This window comes from Streptomyces sp. NPDC050211, assembly GCF_040656035.1.
Taxonomy (GTDB): Bacteria; Actinomycetota; Actinomycetes; order Streptomycetales; family Streptomycetaceae; genus Streptomyces.
In genome coordinates this window covers 122560-144370 of sequence record NZ_JBFALC010000008.1, presented here as the reverse complement: position 1 = coordinate 144370, position 21811 = coordinate 122560, and the positions used below count along the sequence as shown (strand labels likewise).

General features: G+C 71.9%; 15 protein-coding genes. 10 read left to right on the top strand and 5 right to left on the bottom strand.

The annotated features are described in order from the left end of the window. The gene (locus tag AB0I98_RS11230; RefSeq protein ID WP_362938663.1) at positions 1-1050 is read right to left on the bottom strand and encodes a hypothetical protein; all 1050 of its coding nucleotides are present in this window, start codon (positions 1048-1050) and stop codon (positions 1-3) included. Positions 1051-1196: 146 nt separating this feature from the next. Between AB0I98_RS11230 and AB0I98_RS11225 the strand changes: the two genes are divergently transcribed. The 9 genes from AB0I98_RS11225 to fxsT all read left to right on the top strand — a co-directional run bounded on the left by AB0I98_RS11225 (position 1197) and on the right by fxsT (position 14040). Next, positions 1197-2030: a hypothetical protein gene (locus AB0I98_RS11225; protein WP_362938660.1), complete on the top strand. Its 834-nt coding sequence runs from the start codon at positions 1197-1199 to the stop codon at positions 2028-2030. 150 nt (positions 2031-2180) lie between these two features. Beyond that, entirely contained in the window at positions 2181-2363 is a 183-nt protein-coding gene (locus AB0I98_RS11220; protein ID WP_362938657.1) for a DUF6104 family protein, read from the top strand. Positions 2364-2452: 89 nt separating this feature from the next. Continuing rightward, positions 2453-2863, top strand: a complete 411-nt coding sequence (locus AB0I98_RS11215; RefSeq protein WP_362938654.1) for a CU044_2847 family protein — start codon at positions 2453-2455, stop codon at positions 2861-2863. Continuing rightward, positions 2860-4932, top strand: coding sequence for a trypsin-like peptidase domain-containing protein (locus tag AB0I98_RS11210; protein WP_362938651.1), 2073 nt, complete (start codon positions 2860-2862; stop codon positions 4930-4932). The genes AB0I98_RS11215 and AB0I98_RS11210 overlap by 4 nt, the downstream gene beginning before the upstream one ends. A 157-nt stretch (positions 4933-5089) precedes the next feature. Beyond that, positions 5090-6106 (top strand): MoxR family ATPase, encoded by a 1017-nt coding sequence (locus AB0I98_RS11205; protein ID WP_362938892.1) that lies wholly within the window; start codon positions 5090-5092, stop codon positions 6104-6106. A 7-nt stretch (positions 6107-6113) separates the two neighbouring features. Next, a complete protein-coding gene (locus AB0I98_RS11200; protein ID WP_362938648.1) occupies positions 6114-9302 on the top strand; it encodes an SAV_2336 N-terminal domain-related protein in 3189 nt (1062 codons plus the stop codon). 91 nt (positions 9303-9393) lie between these two features. Then, complete coding sequence (locus AB0I98_RS11195) at positions 9394-9669, top strand: hypothetical protein (protein WP_362938645.1); 276 nt, start codon at positions 9394-9396, stop codon at positions 9667-9669. After that, positions 9666-10961 carry an HEXXH motif-containing putative peptide modification protein gene (locus AB0I98_RS11190; protein WP_362938642.1) on the top strand — a complete coding sequence of 432 codons (1296 nt, stop codon included), beginning with the start codon at positions 9666-9668 and terminating at the stop codon, positions 10959-10961. The genes AB0I98_RS11195 and AB0I98_RS11190 overlap by 4 nt, the downstream gene beginning before the upstream one ends. Before the next feature lie 76 nt (positions 10962-11037). Next, positions 11038-14040: an FxSxx-COOH system tetratricopeptide repeat protein gene (gene fxsT / locus AB0I98_RS11185; protein WP_362938639.1), complete on the top strand. Its 3003-nt coding sequence runs from the start codon at positions 11038-11040 to the stop codon at positions 14038-14040. A 96-nt stretch (positions 14041-14136) separates the two neighbouring features. Here the strand turns inward: fxsT and AB0I98_RS11180 are convergent, their stop codons facing one another. The 4 genes from AB0I98_RS11180 to AB0I98_RS11165 all read right to left on the bottom strand — a co-directional run bounded on the left by AB0I98_RS11180 (position 14137) and on the right by AB0I98_RS11165 (position 20837). Then, the gene (locus AB0I98_RS11180) at positions 14137-17910 is read right to left on the bottom strand and encodes a multifunctional oxoglutarate decarboxylase/oxoglutarate dehydrogenase thiamine pyrophosphate-binding subunit/dihydrolipoyllysine-residue succinyltransferase subunit (protein ID WP_362938637.1); all 3774 of its coding nucleotides are present in this window, start codon (positions 17908-17910) and stop codon (positions 14137-14139) included. 281 nt (positions 17911-18191) lie between these two features. Continuing rightward, the gene (locus AB0I98_RS11175) at positions 18192-19298 is read right to left on the bottom strand and encodes an ATP-binding protein (RefSeq protein ID WP_362938635.1); all 1107 of its coding nucleotides are present in this window, start codon (positions 19296-19298) and stop codon (positions 18192-18194) included. Continuing rightward, complete coding sequence (locus tag AB0I98_RS11170) at positions 19295-20035, bottom strand: response regulator transcription factor (RefSeq protein WP_155056874.1); 741 nt, start codon at positions 20033-20035, stop codon at positions 19295-19297. The genes AB0I98_RS11175 and AB0I98_RS11170 overlap by 4 nt, the downstream gene beginning before the upstream one ends. A gap of 124 nt (positions 20036-20159) precedes the next feature. Further along, positions 20160-20837 carry a spermidine synthase gene (locus AB0I98_RS11165; RefSeq protein WP_362938632.1) on the bottom strand — a complete coding sequence of 226 codons (678 nt, stop codon included), beginning with the start codon at positions 20835-20837 and terminating at the stop codon, positions 20160-20162. 229 nt (positions 20838-21066) lie between these two features. On the opposite strand from AB0I98_RS11165, the gene AB0I98_RS11160 reads away from it, so the two are divergent. Then, on the top strand, positions 21067-21795 hold the full coding sequence (locus AB0I98_RS11160) for a rhomboid-like protein (protein ID WP_362938629.1): 729 nt from the start codon (positions 21067-21069) through the stop codon (positions 21793-21795). Positions 21796-21811: the final 16 nt, after the last annotated feature.

Here is a 21811-nt window from a genome sequence, read left to right as displayed (position 1 = left end):
TCAGAGCACCTTCTTGTCGGTCGTGCCGTCGGCCGGGGCGCTGGTGGCGCCGGCGCCCGGACCGGAAACGGAATTGTCCCCCGAGCCGGCCTGTGGTCCGTCCGCCGGGTCATCGTGTGGACGGTTCGCCGATTCGTCGTGTGGACGGTCCGCCGGGGTGCTCTGTTGCCCGTTTGCCGGGGCGGCGTCCCTCGGGATGTCCGCCGGTCCGGCCGGTGAGTCCCACGGCTCTTCCTCCTCGTCCTCCCTGGGCGGGCGGGGCAGCAGTGCGATGGAGCCGGAGACGGTGGTCGCGCGGAGCTTGCCGTTGCCCGGGCCGAGGCGGCCGGTGATCTTGTGGGCGCCCCACTGGCCGTGGACGCGGAGTCCTTCGAAGGCGTTGGAGATCGTCCCGCTCGCGGTGTTCGCCTCGACCTCGGCGTCCGCACGCTGCGGCAGCCGGATGGCGATCTCGCCGGAGACGCTGGTCAGCCGTACATCCGTGGGGCCTTCGGGATCCAGGTCGACGATCATGGAGCCGCTGACCGAGTCGGCCCGCACGGAGGAGCCCGAGCCCTCGACCACGGTGAGGTCGCCGGAGACCGAGTTGAAGCGCAGATCGCCGGTGACGGCCTGGGCCTCCAGATTCCCGGAGACCGTGTCCGCGCGGACCGGGCCGGAGAGCCGGACCAGGGCGGTGTCGCCATTGACGCCCTTCACCACCGAGGGACCGTCGATCCCGGAGACGACCGCGCCCGCGCCGACCACCCCCACCTCCACGCGCGTGGACGCCGGAACGGCCAGGGAGACCACGGCACTGCGGCGCCAGCCCTTGCGGTCCAGCCACTTGAGGAAGCCCTTCCAGGGCAGGTCGTCGTACGCCACCGTCAGCGTGCCGTCCTGCTGGGTGACCATCAGGGGCGGGCCCTCGATCTCGGACGCCTCCAGGCGGGCGGAACCCTCGTCCGTCCCTACGACGTTCACCGTTCCGTTGACGATGCGCACATGGAGCTCGCTCACCGGCTCGTCGAAGGTGAGCTTCCTGGGCTCGGTGACGGACCACTCGGACATGGTGCTGACCTCCTCGCGGCGACGCGTCATATCGCGTCTCTTGCTATTCAAGATATATCGCGGATGAGGAAAGTCAAGACACTCGTTCCGGGGATGCGTGTGCCCTCAAAATGCCCAAACGGGGTGAATCGTCCTAACGTGTGATCATGTCGACGGAAGCCTCCCGTACCGCTCCCGGGCCGGGCGCCCTGCTGCTCTGCCGGGCGGAGCCCGAGTCCGTCGGCCCCGCCGCTCAGTTGCTGCACGAGCGCATGCTGCTCACCCCGGCCGGTCCGGAGTGGAGCGTTCTGGTGCCCGAGGGCACGCCGTGGCTGCGCGGCGGTGAACCCGTCGACCGCGTCGTCACCGGCTGGGCCACCGCCCTGGCTGTCGGCGCCCCCTGGCCCGTCCTCGCCGTCTGGTGGGACGCCGACCGCAGCGGTTTCACCCTCGCGTCCGGCTTCCGCCGCCCCGTCGGCTACGACTGGCTCAGCAAGGGCGTCCCGGCCGGCGAGGACGAGGCCATGCGCACCTTCGCCGCCCGTCTCGGGCTCGACCCGGTGCTGGACATGCAGGCCCTGGAGGCCCTGACGAAACCGGACGCCGCCGCAGACGCGCGCGCACGCGTGCGTGGACTGCTCGCCGTCCTCACGCGCGCGGGAGTGGCCCTTCCCGCCGGCATCGCCCCCGGCGACCCCGCCGACCGGCTGAGCGAAGCGGCCCGCGCCCACCCACAGACGCGGATCGTGGAATGGCCGGGCGGGCGCGAGGCCGTGCGCGCGGGACTGGCCGCCGTCGATCGCGGCCCTCTGGGCCCCTGGCTGCCCTGGTCCGGCGGCCCCAAGGCCCGTGCCCTCGCCTTCGCGCAGGTGGCAGTAGGGCTCCCGCTGACGGTCTGGGGTGTACGGCGGCGCAGTGGCGGGTGGGTCGTCGCGGGGGCGCTGCTCGTCGCGCACGGCGCGTTCGGGCTGACGTACGAGATCGTGCGCCCGCGCGACTGACGCGGGGCGCCCGCGCCCGAGCGGCCGACGCACGCGCGTGTGCACCGCGCTCCAGCCGCGCTCCGGGACCGGCGGAAACCGTACAGACCCCCGATTACATAGGCTGTCCTTCACTGCCCGACCAGGACGTATGACGACGGAGAGCACCCCATGTACTTCACCGACCGCGGCATCGAGGAACTGGAGAAGCGGCGCGGCGAGGAAGAGATCACCTTCGAGTGGCTTGCCGAGCAGCTGCGGACGTTCGTGGATCTCAACCCGGACTTCGAGGTGCCGGTCGAGCGCCTGGCGACCTGGCTGGCCCGGCTGGACGACGACGAGGACGACGACTAGATCCCGATCGCCAACTGGCCCCTCTCGCCCTGGACTTCATCCGGAGTTAGCCTTCTTCCTTCTCTTGCGGAGCGGAGGACGGGGGCGCGATGGGTGGAGGGGTTGAACGGATACGGCTCGACGACGGGTCCGTCGTATGGGCCAGAATCGGCGCGGCGGACGAGGCCGCGCTGGAGCGGGACGGTTATCAGGACACCGGGATCGGGGGCCGGATCACCGACATGGCGGACGGCCTCTCCGGCACGGTCGGCGGTGTCGTGCGCTCCTTGCGCGCCGGTCTCGACCTCACGGCGCCGGTCGAGGTGGCCGTGACCTTCGGCATCGAACTGTCGGCGCAGTCGGGCAGGATCGTGAGCGCCATCGCGGGAGCCGGCGGTCAGGCCGCGCTGACGGTGTCCCTGACCTGGACCGAACCGGCACGGGAGGACGGCGCCCCGGATCCGCGGCCGGGAGACGGCGGCGACGCGTCGAACGGACGCCCGGCCTCCGGCGCCGAATGAGCGCCCTTGAAGTCGTGGTGCGCCCCTCCCTCGCCCGCATCGAGGAGCCGGGCGCCGGGTATGCAAAGGGCTACTGGGGATCAGGCTTCTTCATCGCCCCGGGCTGGCTGCTGACCTGCGCTCATGTCGTGGGAAAGGGGGGAGCTGCGGTGTTGCGAGGGCAGGCTGCCGTCGGTGTCACCTGGGAGGGCGACGCCGGCACCGGTGCGTCGAGCGCCACCACCGGCGAAGTCGTCCTCGCCAAGCCCCGGCCCGACGCACCCGAAAGGGCCGGCAGCAGTTGGCCGTTGCCGGACATCGCGCTCGTCAGGGTCCCCGCCGCGACGGACGCGCGGTGTGTGTGGCTCACCGACCGCGAGCCCGGCATCCCCGGCCCGGTCGGTCTGCACGGCTGGTCACGGCAGACCGGCGACGTCGGCATACGGGGCGGCGTCGGCGAGGCCCGCGGCTGGGACGCGGGCGCGATGGTGATCGGCGACAGCCTGCCCGTCGACGGACTCTCGGGCGGACCCGTGGTCGATCAGAGGTACGGCGCCGTCGTCGGCCTGAACAAGGGCCGCGGCCGGGACGAAGGGGTCGCCGTCCCGATCACCGCGCTGTACCAACTGCTCGAGCTGCCCGGCGGCGACATCCTGCACACCGTGCTGCGCGAACACGACCTGTACCACCTCGGACGGCTGTCCGACGGCCGGCCGGCGGATCCGGACTGGCCCTCCGCGCAGGCCGACCTGCCGGGGCAGCGCGGCTCGGCCGTCACCCCCGAGCTGCGCATCCGCCTCCACGGCCACCTCGCCCACCTCCCGCCGCCCGCCCGTACGGGCGACGTCATGCGGCTGGTCCACGAGGTCAGGCGCCTGGTGACGGGCGAGCGGTCCCCGTCCCCGATCCTGCACGAACCGCACACATGGCGGGAGGGCACCGGACTGCTGACGGGCCTGCGCGCCCCGGGCCGTGGCGACGGGAGGTCCCGCGTCGATCTCGAAGCCGTCCTGCTGTACGCGGCGATGGTGACCCTGCACTGCGTCCGCGAGCGCCCCGCCGAGGTGGCGCGGGAGCCGCTGCGCGCGTTCACCGACTGGATCACCGAGCAGGCCCGCCACCACGACCACTGGGCGGTGCGCGAACACATCGGCCGGCTGCTCGACGGCCTCGGCCGCTCACCTGGATCCCGGCAGGCCCCGGCGCCGCCCCCGACCCGCATCGACGTCCTCGTCACCATCGGCGACCGCCTCTACGGCGACCGCTACCCCTGGCGCGTCCAGCTCCTGTACGACGGCCGCGACGTCACGCCGGTCGACGGCGACGACCGCGGCGTGCCCCTGGAGCGGCTGCACGAGTCCCTGCGGGAACCCCTCGCGCGCGCCCTGAGCCAGGGCGACCACGGTGAACACCTGGCCGCGGTCGAGGTGTTCCTGCCACGCCGGCTGTTCGACCTCCCGGTCGACGAATGGCAGCTCGCCCCGGACGACCCCGAGGACGACGAGGCCGACCTGTTCGACGAGCGCTCCGTACCGCTCGGACTGCGCAGAACCGTCGTCATCCGCGACCTGAAGCGCAACAGCGGCGTACCGAAGCCCGACTGGCGCCACCGCTGGCGGGGCACGCAACGCGGGCGGCTGTCCGCCGAACCGCTGTACGCCGACGCCCGGGAGGACGGCGGCACGGCCGGCGGACAGCAGCGCAAATGGGCTGTCTACGGCCGCATGCTGGGCATGGCGGAAGGGCGGGTCCCCGTGCTCTGCGGCCCCGTCGGCAGCGGGGACGCCCGGGTGGCCCTGGAGGCGGCGCTGATGACCGGTCACTCCGTGGTGCTGTGGCGCCGGGACGGCCACGACCACGACGAGTGCCGCGACTTCCACGGACAGGCCGCCGGTCTGCTGGAGTCGGCCGGCCGGGTGGACGCCCTGCACGCCCCGGTGCGCGAACTGCGCATCCGGGCGGCCGATCTCGACACCGCGCGGGCTCAAGGCCTGCGGGGCAGAATCGCCGTACTCCTTGATCCACCGGACCGTCCGCCCTACGGAAGGGAGCCCATGCGACCGCCGTCACCGGCCGGACCCGACGGCTGAGCGGGCCGTCAACCGGCAGATGAGACAAGGGCGTTGGCCGACCGGATCGGAACTCCGGGCGCCCTGGAACCTCGGCAGGCACGGTGGTTGGGCGGTAACGTCATACGTCGAACGGCCGGGCCCGCTGCATGATCACCAGAGCCGGGAGGAGCCCATGGTGAACGACTGGCGGATCTACCGAGGAGTGGGTCAGCCGCACGACGGCGTACGGCAGTTGCCTGCCCCGCCGCCGTGGCGCGACTTCGAGGGCGCGCGCAGCGGCCCGGAGCCCGGCGACGAGGACCCCAGCAGCGCCCGCCGGCTCGGCGTCCGCCGCCGCCTCGTGGAGAACTACGCGCCGCGCGCCGCCGAGGTCGACGCGGTCAACGCCGCCCTCTATCTGCGCCGCCCGCTCCTCGTCACCGGCAACCCGGGCACCGGCAAGTCCACCCTCGCCTACGCGGTGGCGCACGAGCTGGGCCTGGGGCGGGTGTTGCGCTGGCCGATCGTCAGCCGGTCCACCCTGCAGGACGGCCTGTACCGCTACGACGCGATCGGCCGGCTCCAGGACGTCCAGCTGGAGCGGGCCCAGGGCGGCGCCGGACCCGCGGCGGCCCCCTCCGGCATCGGGTCGTACATCCGGCTCGGCCCGCTCGGCACCGCGCTGCTGCCCGCGGAGCGACCCCGCGTCCTGCTCATCGACGAACTCGACAAGAGCGACCTCGACCTGCCCAACGACCTGCTGAACACGCTGGAGGAGGGCGAGTTCGCCATCCCCGAGCTGGAGCGGCTCGCGGACCGCGAACCCGTCGTGGAGGTGCTCACCCACGACGGCGAGCGCGTGTCCGTACGCGACGGACGGATCGCCTGCACCGCCTTCCCGGTGATCGTCCTGACGTCCAACGGCGAACGGGACTTCCCCGCCCCGCTGCTCAGGCGCTGCGTCCAGCTCGAACTGGAGCCGCCCGGCGAGGAACAGCTCACCGCCATGGTCGAGGCACACCTCGGTGACGAGGGCCTCGCCGCCGGCCGCGACCTGATCACCCGGTTCCTGGACCGCGAGCCCGGCGAGGTCGTCGCCGCGGACCAGTTGCTCAACGCCCTCTTCCTCACCCAGCACGCACCGAACACGGAACGCCTCACCCGGGAGCGCATCGCGGACCTGCTGATGCAGCCGCTCGACCGTACGAGGTGAGGGACGGATGCCGGGAATGCGTCTGGACGAGCTGATACGCAGGCTGCGCCGCGGCGGCCTCGACCTGACCGCCGAACAGGTCGCGGACGCGGTCTGGCTGGCCCGGCGGCTCGGCGCGGCGGCTCCCCGCGACGACTCCGGCGGCGCACAGGACGTCCCGGAGCCGACGCACGTCCCGCCGGAGGAGCGGCCGGAACGCTCCGGAGAGCCGGCCCCGTCCGTCGGAGGGCGGACCGGCAACGACCGGACCCCGTCCACCCCGGTCCCCCTGCACACGGCCGCCGGAGCGTCGGGCGCCCTGGCCGACGGCACCCAGCACGTCTTCCCGGTCCGTGCTCCCGCCGCCACCGCCCTGCCCGGGCTGCTCGGCCTGGAGAAGGCGTTACGGGCCCTCGGCCGCTACCGGGTCGACGCCTCCGCGACCCAGGAAGCCGGGATCGACGAGGAGAAGACCGCCGAACACGCCGCCGCGAGCGGGCTCCTGCTGCCCGTGCCACGGCTCGGCCGCCGACACCGCTGCGACGTCCAGCTGCTGATGGACACGGGACCCGCGATGGCCGTATGGGGCCGGCTGGTCGAGGAACTGCGGCAGGCCTGCCAGCAGTCCGGCGCCTTCGCGTCCGTACGCGTCCACCAGCTGTACGACGACGGATCCGGTACCCCCCTCGTCGGTACGACCGCCGGGCCCGCCCGGCACACCCGGCTGCGCTCGGCCGACGAACTGCACGACCCGTCGGGCCGCTGCCTCACCTTTGTGATCAGTGACTGCGTCGGCCCGCTGTGGCAGAACGGCGCCGCACAGCGGCTCCTGCACACCTGGCCCCGTGCCTCGCCGCTCGCGGTGATCCAGCCGCTGCCGCCGCGCCTGTGGGGCCGTACCGCCCTGCCCGCCGAACCGGGCCTGCTGCTGCGGCCCGCCGAACTCGGCGGCCGCATCGCCTTCCTGCCCGACGACGAGCCCTGGGACGAACCGGCCGCCGACGCCCGGCCCGTGCCGGTGCTCCAGCCGAGTGCCGAGGCGTTCGAGGCGTGGGCACGGCTGTTGTCGGGCACCGGGCCGACCCGGGAGCGGGCGTGGGCCGCCTGGACGACCCCGGAGGTGCCGTCCGAGGCCGGTGCCTCCCCGCCTAGGCAGGGCCCGCGTGGTGACGACGAACTCCTGCGCGCCTTCCGGGCCGGCGCCTCGCCCGGCGCGCTCCGGCTGGCCGTGTACCTCGCGGCGGCGCCGCTCACCCTGCCGGTCATGCAGCTCGTCCAGCGGGCCATGCTGCCGGACACCGGACCCATGGAGCTGGCCGAGGTGCTGCTCGGCGGACTGCTGCGGCAGCTGCCCGGCACCGAGGCCCAGCCCTGCTTCGCCTACCCGGGCCGGGTACAGGACCTGCTGCTGTCCTCCCTCGACCAGGACACGGCCGGACTGGTCCTCAAGCACTGCTCCGCCTACGTCGAACGGCACTTCGGCAAGGGGACCCGCAACTTCGCCGCGTTCGCCGCGGCCCGGCTCGCCGACCACGCTCCCACCGTCGGCGGCCCGTTGCTGGACGCCGACGGCCCGCGGGACGCCGAAGGGGGAGTCGAGGCCGAGCTGTTCGCCCGCATCCCGGCGCGGGTGCTGCGCTTCTACCTGCCCGATCTGGTGACGCCCCGGCCCGTCGAGGAGGCGGAGCGGCTGTTCGGCCAGTGGCAGGCGCTGGCCGACCCGGAGGTGCTGCACCGGGCGCGGGAACAGGCGGAGGCCGCGGTACGCGTGCCCGCGCCGGCCGCGGACGACGGCGTACGGGCCCGGCTGGTCCTCGGCCGGGTGCTGCGTGCCGAGGCCGGGACGTCGGCGGCGCGCGCCGGAGGCCGCCGGACCGAGCTGCTGCGCACGGCGGTCGAGGAGCTGGCGACGGCCCATTCCGCGGCCTCGGCGGACAGCGCGGAACAGGCCGACGCCGCGCTCGAACTCGCGGCGGGCCGCCATGAGCTGTGGCGCCTGACGGGCGAGACCGAACAGCTCACGGCCGCGCTGGACGTCCTCGCCCCCGAGACCGCTCCCTGGCCCACGGTGGCTCGACCGGCCCACGAGGGGAGGGTGGAGGCCGCGGCGCTGAGCGAGCGGGCGGACGCCGGGCGTTTCCAGGTCGCGCACCGGGCCCGGTTGCTGCGCCGCGGGCGGATCCTGCTCGATCTGGCCCGACCCGTTGCCGCCGTTCCCGAACTGGAAGAAGCCTGCGCTCTGTTGGACCTCGACGGCGCTCCCGGCGCCGTACGCAGTCCCGCTCTGCTCGACCTGGCGCGGGCGCTGCGCGGGGCCGGAGCCGAGGACGCGCAGACGCGCCATGCCCTCGTCCGGGCCGAACACGCCGCGGGCGACGACCCTGACCTACTGCTGCCCTGCCTGGCCGTCCTGGCCACGTTCCACGACGCGGCGGGCGAGAGCCGGGAGGCCGACGAAGCGTACGAGAGGGCCGCCCTGCTCGCCCCGCCCGACAGCCCGCGGCGCTGCGAACTTCTCACCGCCTGGGGCGAGTCGCTGCTCAGACGCGCTTCGGCGGGGGACGGCGCGCGGATCGTGGACCGCGCCGAGAACGTGCTGCGCGAAGCGCTCAAGGCGCTGCCCGCGTGGTCCGAGCAGCGCGGCCGGCTGCAGGGGCTCGTCGGCAGCGCGCTGGCGCAGCGGTTCCGTCATCTGGGCTTCCTGCCGGACCTGTTCGAGAGCCGGCATCTGCTGACCCAGGCGGTGCGCGCCGCGGCCGACGCCGGAGTGCGCGCCGAGGCCTGGCTCCAGCTCGGCCGGGTGCGCCTCGAAGGCTGGTACCGGGCCGGGGCGCCCGTCCTCGTCGACGCGCTCCAGGCGTACGAGAACGCCGAGCGCGAGGCCGGGGCGGCCCACGGCACCGATCCGGGCTCGGTGACGGCGGCCCGGGCCCGGCACGGACGCGGCGCCGTCCTCGTGCTCATGGGGCGGCCGGGGGCGGCCCTGACGGCGTACCGGTCGGCCCGGGAGCGGTGGCAGGGGCTGGTCGCCGCGTTGCGCGAGGTCGACTGGGCCGACGTGGAGTTGACGCGGCGCGCGGAGGAGGAGCTCGCGGCGGCACCGGACCGGCCGGGCGGGACACGGGACATGCCGGAGCAGGCGTGGGAGCGGGTGGCGCCGCCGTGGTGGCCGTGGTCGCAGGAGTGGATCAACACCGGCGAGCTTGACCGGAGTTGATCCGCACAGGGTTTCTGTTTCCGGCCCGTCGGGAAGAAGACGGCAGCTACGGCGACTGGGCGGGGCAGGCGCGGGCAGGGAGGAGCCGAGGGTGGCGGAGCAGCGGAAGAGGGCGGTCGGCCCCGGTGAGGACGCCGGACGTACCGCGCCCCTGCCCGACCTCACCGACATAGACCTGCGGACTTTGCGTGCCATGGACGATCCGGAGCTCAGCGCGGCCGTCGAGCAAGTGCTGTGCGGCGCCACCGAGTTCCGGGAGGTCTGGTACGGGGACGGCGACGGCGAGATCAGTCCGCGCGAGCCTGGTGAACGAACGTTTTCAGTCGGACTCGTCGAGATCGGGCGGGCCGAGGGCAACCGGGGATGACCCGGGCTCCGGTCTCCGCCGAAGTCTTCACGGCGCTCGCGAGGACCCGGCCCGCGCCGAACGCCACCGCCGCACTGCGTGGCGCACTCCACGCGCGTCGCATGCTGCTCGTCAAGTCCCTCCTCGTCCGCGTCGACCGGCAGTCCGCCGTGCTCGCCCCGGCGGTCCGGCGTCGCTTCGAGCGGGACTGGGCGCTGCTGGTGCGGGCGGAGCGGGCCGATGCCGCCGCGGTCCGGGAGGTCGTCGACTACCCGATGACCGGCGCCTGGCTCACGGAGGCGCTCGCCGCACCGGACGGCCCGGCCTTCGCAGTGCGGCTGGCGCATGTGGGCGGAGTGGCCGTCGCGGCGGCCGTCCGTGCGGGCTGCCCGGTCGACGGCACGCTTCCGACGCCCTCGGGAGCGCTGGTGCTGCCCGGCCTCGGCGTGCTCCGCTGCCCGTCCGGGCATGCGCGGCTGAGCGGGCAGCCGGGGCTGGTGCGGATCACGGACGACGCGGGCCACAACGACGTCCTGCTGCCGCGGCCGGTGGCCGGGCCCGGGGGCGGCGCACCCGGCGGAATCGGGCGCGGACCCGGCTGGTCCGCGCTGCGCACCCTGCCCGGCAGCACGGTCGTCCTCGACGACCTCGACCCGTACCGGGTGCCGCCGTCCGGCATAGGGCCGCAGTCCCTGCTCGCGGCCGAACGCCCCTACAGCTCCTACCGGATGTGGGCCCGTCGATGGCGCGAGGCCTCGGCGCTGCTGTCGGCGACGGATCCGGACCGTGCCGTCGAGCTGCGGGGGCTGCTGCGTGCCGTGGTGCCGCTGGCGGCCGCGGAGCGCCCGGGGGGCACCTCGATGGGCGCCACCCTGCGGTCCGCCCCGGGTGCCGCGCTGACCCAGCTGCCCGACGAGGGGCGGGAGCTTGCCGAGTCCCTGGTGCACGAGACGCACCACAGCAAGCTCGCCGCCCTCGACGAACTCGTCCCGCTGTGCCGTCCCGGCAGGGGCACCGCGCACCACCGGGTGGCCTGGCGCTCCGACCCCCGGCCCGTTCCGGCGGTTCTCCAGGGCGCCTACGCGCATCTGGCCCTCACCGACCTGTGGTGGCGGGCAGGCAATGGATCCCGGGCTCCCGCGGACTGGCGGCTCAGGGCCCGGGAACGATTCGAAGCGCAGCGGGAAGAGGTCGGCGAGGCCTTGTCCGTCCTGCTCGAATCCGATGAACTGACCTGTGCGGGCAGGGAGTTCGTCCAGGAGATGGGAAGGCACCACGCGAGTCTCGGGGTGACGGCCCGAAACCTTCTGTGACACTTCGTGTGCGTATGAGTGCATTGCGTTAGCGTGTGGCGCGAGAAGCGGCAGACGCGGGAACAGGGAGCGTGCGATGGCGGAACAGCGGCGGTCGGGCGGGGACGGTGCCTCGGCACCCGACCGCGTCCTGGTGGTCTTCCCCGGCTACCACCGCTCGTGGGCGACATGGATCGCCCAGTGCCTGGAGAGTCACGGAAACCAGGCCACCCTGCAGCGCTGGGACCCGCCCCGCGAAGTCCCGTTGGAGGACTCGCTCGGCGACCTGCTGCTGGCCTCCGGTCCCGTGCTCCTCGTCCTCGACGACTGGTTCTTCGAACTGGGCCCGCGCCCGGCCGGCGAGTGGAACGACGTGCTGCGCGGCTTCGTCGCCGCTCACGCCGACCGGTTCGCCGCCGTCAACCTCACCAACCGGCCGCTCCTGCCCGCTACCGCGGTCCTCGAACCGGCCAGCCTGTGGGGGCTCAGCGAGGAAGCGGCCGAGGACCGGCTGCTGCGGCGGCTGGGCCTGGAACGCCGCCGCAACCCCAGGCCCCCCGCCATCCGGGTCCGCTACCCCGAGACACGGTGCGAGATCTGGGGCGAAGTGCCGCGCCGCAACCCGCGGTTCACGGGCCGCGACGATCTGCTCACCGGCATTCACCAGCGCCTCGCCGACGCCGACCGCGGTGCCGCCGTATGCACCCTGCTGGGCATGTCCGGCATCGGCAAGACCCAGCTCGCCGCGGAATACGCGCACCGGTTCAGCCCCGACTACGACGTGGTCTGGTGGGTCAACTCCGACGACCGCAACATCCAGCGGGACCGGCTCGGCGAACTCGCCGTGGAACTCGGGCTGCGCATCGGCAGCGAGCCCGGCGAACGCATCCGCGCCGTGCGGGACGCCCTGCGACGGGGCGAGCCGCACGCCAACTGGCTGCTGATCTTCGACGGCTGGGACGACACCGACGGGATCAACGCGCTGCTCCCGCAGGGCGCCGGACACGTCCTCGTCACGTCCCGCAACCGCGCCTGGAGTGAGCACAGCGACGTCCTCGAAGTCCCTGCCTTCCTGCGCCCGGAGTCCACCGGCTATCTGATGCGCCGCGCCCCTCACATCACCGCGGCCCAGGCGGACGAGGTCGCCGCCGAGTTCGGCGACGTACCTCTGCCCCTCGTTCAGGCGGCCTCCTGGCTCGGCGAGTCGCGTATGGAGGTGCCGGAGTACCTGCGGATGGTCCGCGAGCGCAGGCTCTCCACCGTGGACGAGCCCGTCACCGGCGACGGCTTCCCTCAGTCCTCCATGACCTCCTGGTCGATACTGCTCAACCGCCTGCGCAATGCCCAGCCGCAGGCCATCGACGTCCTGGGCCTGTGCACCTCGTTCGCGCCCGGACGCATCCCGCTCGGCCTCATCCGCGCCTACCCGCAGGCCGACCTCCCCGAGGAACTGCGCTGGATGTCGACCGACCTGGCCGCCTGGACCCGTGCCCTGGACACCCTGGTCAACTACTCGGTGCTCACCCGTGAGACCCGCGGTCCGGTCGGCGCGGAGATGGGCCCGCACCAGGAGTCGGTGCACATGCACCGGCTCGTCCACGACATCGTCTCCAAGCTGACCAGCGAGGACAGCCGCGCCACCCATCGCAGGGCGGTGCGCATCCTGATCGCGCAGGCCGACCCCGGCAACCCGCTGGACAGCAGGAACTGGCCGCTCTACGCCGAGCTGGTGCCGCATCTGGAGCCCTCGGGCGCGCTCAGCAGCACCCAGCCGCGGGTGCAGGAGACCGTCCTGAACTGCCTGCGGTACTGCTTCCGCAGCGGGGAGTACAAGAGCGGCCTCGACCTGGCCCAGCGGATTCGCGACCACTGGTCGCAGTTCATGGATCCGCTGGCCCCGCCGATGCTCGCCCTGACCACGCAGGAGGGCAACATCCTGCGGGCCAGGGGACAGTTCCGCGACGCCTACGAGCTGGACCGCGGCGTCCATGAGCGGCTCAGCACCGCCGAGCCGCGCAACGAGCTGGCTCAACTGTCCACCAAGGGCGCCATGGCCGCCGGCCTGCGTCACCTGGGCCGGTACGGCGAGGCACACGAGCTGCAGCGAGAGGTCCTCGACGGCTACAGCCGGCAGCTCGGCACGGACGAGGCCGTCACGCTGATCGCCCGGCACAACCTCGGCGTGGGCCTACGCCTCCTCGGCCGGTACCAGGAGGCGTACGACCTCGACCTGGAGACCCTCGCCCGGCGGGAGAGCGTGCTGCGCGCCCGGCACATCAGCACGCTCAGCTCGGGCAACGCGGTCGCACAGGACCTGCGCTTCCTCGGCCGCTGGCGCGATGCGCTGACCCGCCAGGAGCCCGTGGTCCGTATGCATGTGCAGGTGCTCGGGCCGCAGCATCCGCAGACGCTCTCCGCCCGCGGCCAGCTGGTCATGTGCCGCCGCCGTGAGGGCGGCCAGACCCAGGACGTGGGCCCCGAGATGGCCAGCCTCCTCGAGCAGCTGGCGCAGGTGCACGGCCGCGATCACTACCGCACCCTGGCCTTCATCTGCAACTACGGCAACTATCTGCGGGAACACGGTGACCTCAGCCAGTCCCGCGAGCTGATCGACGAGGCGGAGGCGGGCTACCGCTCGCTGCTCGGTCCCGCGCACCCGGTCGCCACCGGCATGCTCTCCAACAGCGGCCTCGTCATGCAGGCCGCCGGTGAACGCGCCGAGGCCATGTCGATGTTCGAGGCCGCGCTGGCCGGCCTCACCGCCACGCTCGGCCCGGACCACCCGTGGGTCCTGGGCTGCGCCCTCAACGCCGCGAGCGGGCGGAACTTCAACGGCCGTATCGCCGAGGCCGTCGAGCTGAGCCGGGACACCCTGCGCCGTGCCCGGCACGCGCTGGGCGACGAGCATCCGCTCACGCTGTCCGGGCAGGTGGCGCTGGCCGCGGACCTGCGCGCGGCGCGCGAGCAGGAGGAGGCCGGGAAGCTAGAGGAAGACGGCCTGCTGGCCCTGACCCGGACGCTCGGCGCACAGCACCCGCACACCATCTCGGCCCGCCAACGCACGCGCCCCTACTGGGACTTCGAGCCCTTCCTGGGGTGATCGCAACGCCTGACCGTACGCCGAAGGGCCCGGCCCCGGAGAAACTCCGGAGCCGGGCCCTTCGCCGTTTGCTGTCGTGCGTGCCGTCCGCGAGGACTACGCCTCGAACACCTCACGCACCAACTGCTCCTGCTCCGCCTGGTGCCGCTTCGCGGAGCCGACCGCCGGGGACGAGCCGTGCGGGCGCGAGATGCGCCGCAGGCGCTCGCCGTGCGGGATGTCGGCGCCGACCGCGAGGTCCAGGTGGTCGATCAGGTTGAGGGCGATGAACGGCCAGGCACCCTGGTTCGCCGGCTCCTCCTGGGCCCAGAGGTACTTCTCGGCGTTCGAGTACTTGGCGATCTCGGCCTGGAGCTCGGCACCCGGCAGCGGGTACAGCCGCTCGATGCGGATGATCGCCGTGTCCGTGGCGCCGCGCTTCTGCCGCTCGGCCTCCAGGTCGTAGTACAGCTTGCCCGCCACGAAGACGACCTTGCGGACCGCGGCCGGATCCGCGGTCGCGTCGCCGATGACCGGGCGGAACTGACCCGACGTGAACTCCTCCGTCTTCGACGCGGCGGCCTTGAGGCGCAGCATCGACTTCGGCGTGAAGACCACCAGCGGCTTGTGGTGCGGGTTGTGCACCTGCCACCGCAGGAGGTGGAAGTAGTTCGACGGGAGCGTCGGCATCGCGACCGTCATGTTGTTCTGGGCGCAGAGCTGGAGGAAGCGCTCGACGCGGGCCGAGGAGTGGTCCGGGCCCTGGCCCTCGTAGCCGTGGGGGAGGAGCAGCGTCACGCCGCTCGTCTGGCCCCACTTCTGCTCCGCCGCCGAGATGTACTCGTCGACGATCGTCTGCGCGCCGTTGACGAAGTCGCCGAACTGCGCCTCCCACAGCACGAGCGCGTCGGGACGGGCCAGCGAGTAGCCGTACTCGAAGCCCATGACCGCGTATTCGGAGAGCAGGGAGTTGTAGACGTTGTACCGCGCCTGGTCCTCGGCGAGGTACTGCAGCGGGGTGTACTCCTCGCCCGTCTGACGGTCGATGAGCACCGCGTGGCGCTGGCCGAAGGTGCCGCGCTGGGAGTCCTGGCCGGACAGGCGGACCGGGGTGCCCTCCAGCAGGAGGGAGCCGACCGCGAGGGTCTCGCCCATGCCCCAGTCGATCGTGCCGTCCTCGACCATCGCCGCCCGGCGCTGCAGCTGCGGCAGCAGACGCGGGTGGACGTTGAAGGAGTCCGGGATGTTGACCTGGGACTCGGCGATCCGCTTCACGACCTCCGTGGAGATCGCGGTGCCCACGGCGACCGGGAAGTCGGCCTGCGGGTCCGACACCGGAGCCGCGGCCGGCTGCGAGATCGCCTCACGGACCTCGGTGAAGACCTTCTCCAACTGGCCCTGGTAGTCCTGCAGCGCCTGCTCGGCCTCTTCCAGGGTGATGTCGCCGCGACCGATGAGGGACTCGGTGTAGAGCTTGCGCACCGAGCGCTTCTTGTCGATCAGGTCGTACATCAGCGGCTGGGTGAAGGCCGGGTTGTCCGACTCGTTGTGACCGCGGCGGCGGTAGCAGATGAGGTCGATCACCACGTCCTTGTTGAACGCCTGGCGGAACTCGAAGGCCAGCCGCGCGACGCGCACGCAGGCCTCCGGGTCGTCGCCGTTCACGTGGAAGATCGGGGCCTCGATCATGCGCGCCACGTCGGTGGCGTACATCGACGAGCGGGACGACTCCGGCGCGGCGGTGAAGCCCACCTGGTTGTTGATGACGACGTGGACCGTGCCACCGGTGCGGTAGCCGCGCAGCTGCGACATGTTCAGGGTCTCGGCCACCACGCCCTGGCCCGCGAAGGCCGCGTCGCCGTGGATCGCCACCGGCAGGACCGTGAAGTCCGTGCCGCCCTTGTTGATGATGTCCTGCTTGGCACGGGAGATGCCCTCGATGACCGGGTCGACCGTCTCCAGGTGGGACGGGTTCGCGGCCAGGGAGACCTTGATCTGCTCGCCGTCCAGGCCCGTGAACGTGCCCTCGGCGCCCAGGTGGTACTTCACGTCGCCGGAGCCGTGCATCGACTTCGGGTCGAGGTTGCCCTCGAACTCGCGGAAGATCTGGGCGTACGACTTGCCGACGATGTTCGCCAGCACGTTCAGCCGGCCGCGGTGGGCCATGCCGATGACGACCTCGTCCAGGCGGGACTCGGCGGCCGAGTCCAGCACCGCGTCCAGCAGCGGGATGACGGACTCGCCGCCCTCCAGGGAGAAGCGCTTCTGGCCGACGTACTTCGTCTGCAGGAAGGTCTCGAAGGCCTCCGCGGCGTTCAGCCGGCGCAGGATGCGCAGCTGCTCCTCGCGCTCCGGCTTGGTGTGGCCGCGCTCGACCCGGTCCTGGATCCACTTGCGCTGCTTGGGGTCCTGGATGTGCATGAACTCGATGCCGGTGGTGCGGCAGTACGAGTCGCGCAGCACGCCGAGGATGTCGCGCAGCTTCATCATCGACTTGCCGGCGAAGCCGCCGACGGCGAACTCGCGCTCCAGGTCCCACAGGGTGAGGCCGTGCTCGACGATGTCGAGGTCGGGGTGCTTGCGCTGGCGGTACTCCAGCGGGTCCGTGTCGGCCATGACGTGGCCGCGGACCCGGTAGGAGTGGATCAGCTCGAAGACACGGGCGGCCTTCGTCACGTCGTCGTCGTGCGACGCGTCGATGTCCTTGAGCCAGCGGACCGGCTCGTACGGGATGCGCAGGGCCTCGAAGATCTCGTCGTAGAAGCCGCTCTCGCCGAGGAGGAGGTTGGCGACCTGGCGGAGGAACTCGCCGGAGGCCGCGCCCTGGATCACCCGGTGGTCATACGTCGACGTGAGCGTCATGACCTTGGAGATGCCGAGCTTGTTCAGCGTGTCCTGGGAGGTGCCCTGGAACTCCGCCGGGTAGTCCATCGAGCCGACGCCCATGATGACCGACTGGCCGGGCATCAGGCGGGGGACCGAGTGGACGGTGCCGAGACCGCCGGGGTTGGTCAGCGAGACCGTGACACCGGTGAAGTCGTCCATCGTCAGCTTGTTGTCGCGGGCGCGACGGACGATGTCCTCGTAGGCCTGCCAGAACTCGAAGAAGTTCAGCGTCTCGGCCTTCTTGATGGCCGCGACGACCAGCTGGCGGTCGCCGTTCGGCTTCACCAGGTCGATGGCGAGGCCGAGGTTGATGTGCGCCGGCTTGACCAGCGTCGGCTTGCCGTCCTTCTCGCCGAACGCGTAGTTCATCGACGGCATGGCCTTGATGGCCTGCACCATCGCGTAGCCGATCAGGTGCGTGAAGGAGATCTTCCCGCCCCGGGCGCGCTTGAGGTGGTTGTTGATGACGATGCGGTTGTCGAACAGCAGCTTCACCGGGACCGCGCGCACGGACGTGGCCGTGGGCAGCTCCAGCGAGGCGTTCATGTTCTTGGCGACCGCGGCGGAGGGGCCGCGCAGCGTCACGTACTCCGGGCCGTCGGGGGCCTGAGTCGCGGGCGCGGCCTTGGGCGCGGCGGCCGCGGGCTTGGCGGGCGCCTTCGCCGGGGCGGGAGCCGCGGCGGCGGGCTTCGGGGCCGCGGGTGCCGGAGCCGGGGTGGCGGGAGCGGCCGGTGCGGCCGGGGCCTGCGCCGGCTGAGCCGTGGTGGTGGTGCCCGCGGCCCCCGCGGCCGCGGTACCCGCCGGAGCCGACGGGGCGGCGGCCCCGGGCTTGTAGTCGGCGAAGAAGTCCCACCAGGCGCGGTCTACGGAATTCGGGTCCTGGAGGTACTGCTGATAGATCTCGTCGACGAGCCACTCGTTCGGCCCGAACGCGGCCGCGGGGTTCTTCCCCGCTTGGTCGGTGTCGGTCGAGATGCTCGAGTTACTGGGGGACTGTGGCGACACGGCGGCAACCGCCCTCTTCCGCTTCACAAGGTGATGGACAGCGGGAATCAAGGCTACGCCTCCATGGCCGCGAAGGTCAGTCCGGGCCTGCCCATCGTCGTGTAAGTCACACTGAACCGCGTGTTTCGGTGGTGGAAATGGCGGGAAACAAGCGTGGTTCCGGTGCGGAAGGGATGGTTCGACCCCAACCCGGCGCGATCAAGGCGCGGGCCTCTGCCTGATCACACGTGTCCCGCAGCGGGGACCGACGTGGATCTTGTGGCTCCGGTTCGAACTTTACGTCAACTTGGCATGGATGGCTCGCCCGGAAGGGTGATCAGAATCCGGCAACCTCGCTGGGATTCGGCCACGCCGATCCGGCCGCCGTGCAGATCCACCGCCCAGCGGGCGATCGCCAGGCCCAGCCCCGTGCCACCGTCGCTGCCGGGTCCGTGCGGGCGGTTCACGGCTCCCCGGTTGAACCGCTCGAACACGCGGTGCCACTCCGACCTGGGGATACCGGGCCCCTCGTCGAGGACCTCCAGCTCCAGCGACTCGGGGTAGTTCCCGCGCCGCGCCTTCACCGTCACCCGGCCGTGCGGCGGGCTGTGCTTGACCGCGTTGTCGATCAGGTTGGAGACGACCTGGTGGATCCGCTCCGGGTCGGCGTGCGCGGTCAGCTCCGGCGGGGAGACATCGAGGTGCAGATGGACGTCCGTACGGGTGTGGGTGCCGGATCCGGAGGCGATGCCCGCGCGGACGGGGGCGACCATGTTGGCTTCCTTGAGCACGCCCGACAGATACGGCCACACCTCGAAACGCCGCTTCTTCAGCGGTACGACGCCGTTGTCGAGCCGGGAGAGGTCGAGCAGGGTCTCCACCAGCCGACCGAGCCGCTCCGTCTGCTTCAGGGCCGTCCGCATGGTCTCCGGGTCGGCCTCGGTGACGCCGTCGACGATGTTCTCCAGGACCGCGCGCAGGCCCGCGATCGGCGTCCGCAGCTCGTGCGAGACATTCGCCACCAGCTCCTTGCGCTGGCGCTCCTGCTCCTCCAGCTCGTCGGCCATGGCATTGATCGTCTCGGCCAGATCGCCCAGCTCGTCACGCCGGTTGTCCCGCACCCGGCGTGTGTAGTCGCCCTGCGCGATGGACCGGGCCACCGCGTTCATCTCGTCCAGCGGCGCGGTCAGCGAGTGCGCCACGAACTGCGTGATCAGCAGGGTGGCGATCATCGAGAAGACCGTGATGAAGCGCAGCTCGGTCTCGGTGCGCATCGCGATCATCATCAGACCGGTGGTGATCAGGACCGAGATGACGACGAGCGCACCCAGCTTGGTCTTGATCGAGAACGGACGTACGCCGCCCCAGGATTCCCCGGGGCCTCTGCGCGGGGCCGGCCCGTCGGTCATGGCGTCGGCGTCTCCAGCGCATAGCCCACGCCGTGCACCGTCCGGATCCGCTCGGCGCCGATCTTCCGCCGCAGCGCCTTGATGTGGCTGTCGACGGTCCGGGTGCCGGAGGCGTCCGCCCAGTCCCACACCTCGGCGAGCAGCTGCTCACGGGAGAGCACCGCGCGCGGGGTGTTCGCCAGGCAGACCAGCAGATCGAACTCGGTGGGCGTGAGATGCACGTCCTCGGACCTGACCCGCACCCGGCGCTGCGCGTGGTCGATCTCCAGCTCGCCGAGGCGCAGGATGCCGCTGCGCGGCGTGGAGGCGGCGATCGCGGCCCGCTCCACCCGGCGCAGCAATACGTGCACCCGGGCGGCCAGCTCCCGCATCGAGAACGGCTTGGTCATGTAGTCGTCGGCACCGACGCCGAGCCCGACCAGCATGTCCGTCTCGTCGTCACGTGCCGTGAGCATCAGCACCGGCACCGGCCGCGCGGCCTGTACGCGCCGGCAGACCTCCAGGCCGTCGAAGCCCGGCAGCATGATGTCGAGGATCAGCAGATCGGGCTGCCAGGCCTCGGCCGTGTCGACGGCGGCCGGGCCGTCGCCCGCCGTCTGTACGAGAAATCCTTCGGCACGCAGGCGGGTGGCGATGGCGTCCACGATCGTGGGGTCGTCCTCGACCACCAGCACCCGGCGCTGTGCGCCCGGGGTGGCCGTTGCCGTGCCGTTGTGGGAGGTGTGTGTCTGCTCCATCGCCCGCCCCTGAAGTTGCTTTCCGGAATCCGTGGGGTGATCCCTTATGACTGCGCATGTCTGCGATTGACGCTTGAATGATCGGCGTCAGGGAAGCAGAGTACGGGGAGTCACCGGCCGTTTGCTATCCAGGTCGGACGCCGAGATGCACGACGTCCGGAACGCCCCGGGCAACCGGGATCTCATCGGTACGCACCTGTTGGAAACCGGCATTCCATAGGGTTCCTTCAAATTCCGGAGAGGGCTTCGCCGACCATACGGCCAGGACGCCCCCTGGCCTCAACACCCTTGCGCAGCCCGCCAGTCCGGCCGGTGAGTACAGTCCGTCGTTGTCCTCGGTGACGGTCCATTCGGGCCCGTTGTCGATGTCGAGGCACAGTGCGTCATACGTGTCGGAAGTCTCATTGACGTAAGAGATCAGGTCACTTTCAACGATCTCCGTGCGGGGATCCGCGAGTGCCTTTGCGGACACTTCGGACAGAGGACCTTCGCGGTGCCAGTCGATGACGGCCGGTTCGCGTTCGACGACGGTAATGCGGCCCCAGCGCCGGTTCTCCACGGCGTGTGCGAGCGAGAAGCCGACGCCCAGGCCTCCGATCAGCACGTTCGGCCGCTCACGGGCGTCCAGGGCATCGAGTGCGACATCGACGAGCCGCCGCTCCGAGCGGCCGTCGGAGGTGTCCATCAGGAAGCAGCCGTTCGCGATGATCTGCAGCAGTTCGCCGTGGCGGCGCAGGACGACCTCTCCGTACGGGCCCTCACGACGGTCCAGGACTTCGGGCATGTCGTATGCGGTGGGCATCGACCCATCGTGGCACTTCTCTGACGGATTGTTGATGGAATTGCGGACATCGTGTTGACGAGACATGAACCGGAGGGCGCTGTTCGGCACTACACCTTCGGGCGACCCCGGCAACGGCAGCGGGGTCGTCTGAGAGTTCGGTGTGAATCGGCTGCGAGGTGGCGTCCGTCACAGACAGCGGTTCGCGAGGGCGCGGAGGGTGGGGGTGCAACGGAAGGAGCGCCGCACGGTGGAACGGATCGCGCCGACGACGTCTCCTGACGTCCTCCCCGAGGTCTCCGGCCTGCTGAACGGGATGCCGCGGCAACGGGGCCCGATACCGGCGCCCCCTCGCAAGCGCGCCCCCGGTCCATGGCAGTTGCTGCCCACCCCCACGGGAACCCCCTTCACCTTCACCTACGCGGCCGTGCTGGCGGGCACCTCGCTGATCATGGAGTACGCCGACCCTGCCCTCGTCCACACCCTCGTCCAGGGCTCCAGCACGGACGTGGCGCACCTCGTCGCCACGCCCGTGTTCGTGCTGCTGGCCAGCGCGCTGTGGGTCGCGGGCGGGTTGCTGTCGCCGTTCGCGGTGGCCTTCCTGCTCGTCCTCACCGCCCTGGAACGGCGGATCGGCGGCGCGCGCACGGCCGTCGTGTTCCTGGCCGGGCATGTGCTGGCCACCCTCGCGACCGAAGTCCCCATCGGCCTCGCGGTACTGGCGGGCCATCTGCCCGACTCCTCGCTCCATCGCCTCGACTACGGCATCAGCTTCGGCGTCGCGGCGTCGATCGGCGCGTTGGCGGGGCTGCTGTCGCCGTGGTTGCGGTGGCCGTTGCTGGGTCTCTTCGGCTGGGTGCTGGTGGATGACCTGATCGCGTTTCTGGATCCGATGTCCAACTGGGGGCATTTGATCGCGCTGGGGGTCGGGATCGGGATGTGGCCGATGATGCGTTCGTGGGTGGGGCGCAGTACGTGATCTGCGGGCCGGTGGG

What these genes read in the sequence shown, in the direction of transcription:
- AB0I98_RS11225 (WP_362938660.1), top strand. Translation starts at nt 1,197, where the DNA reads ATGTCGACGGAAGCCTCCCGTACCGCTCCCGGGCCGGGCGCCCTGCTG.
- AB0I98_RS11175 (WP_362938635.1), bottom strand. Translation starts at nt 19,298, where the DNA reads ATGACCGACGGGCCGGCCCCGCGCAGAGGCCCCGGGGAATCCTGGGGC.
- AB0I98_RS11220 (WP_362938657.1), top strand. Translation starts at nt 2,181, where the DNA reads ATGTACTTCACCGACCGCGGCATCGAGGAACTGGAGAAGCGGCGCGGC.
- AB0I98_RS11200 (WP_362938648.1), top strand. Translation starts at nt 6,114, where the DNA reads ATGCCGGGAATGCGTCTGGACGAGCTGATACGCAGGCTGCGCCGCGGC.
- AB0I98_RS11170 (WP_155056874.1), bottom strand. Translation starts at nt 20,035, where the DNA reads ATGGAGCAGACACACACCTCCCACAACGGCACGGCAACGGCCACCCCG.
- AB0I98_RS11165 (WP_362938632.1), bottom strand. Translation starts at nt 20,837, where the DNA reads ATGCCCACCGCATACGACATGCCCGAAGTCCTGGACCGTCGTGAGGGC.
- AB0I98_RS11210 (WP_362938651.1), top strand. Translation starts at nt 2,860, where the DNA reads ATGAGCGCCCTTGAAGTCGTGGTGCGCCCCTCCCTCGCCCGCATCGAG.
- fxsT (WP_362938639.1), top strand. Translation starts at nt 11,038, where the DNA reads ATGGCGGAACAGCGGCGGTCGGGCGGGGACGGTGCCTCGGCACCCGAC.
- AB0I98_RS11190 (WP_362938642.1), top strand. Translation starts at nt 9,666, where the DNA reads ATGACCCGGGCTCCGGTCTCCGCCGAAGTCTTCACGGCGCTCGCGAGG.
- AB0I98_RS11215 (WP_362938654.1), top strand. Translation starts at nt 2,453, where the DNA reads ATGGGTGGAGGGGTTGAACGGATACGGCTCGACGACGGGTCCGTCGTA.
- AB0I98_RS11230 (WP_362938663.1), bottom strand. Translation starts at nt 1,050, where the DNA reads ATGTCCGAGTGGTCCGTCACCGAGCCCAGGAAGCTCACCTTCGACGAG.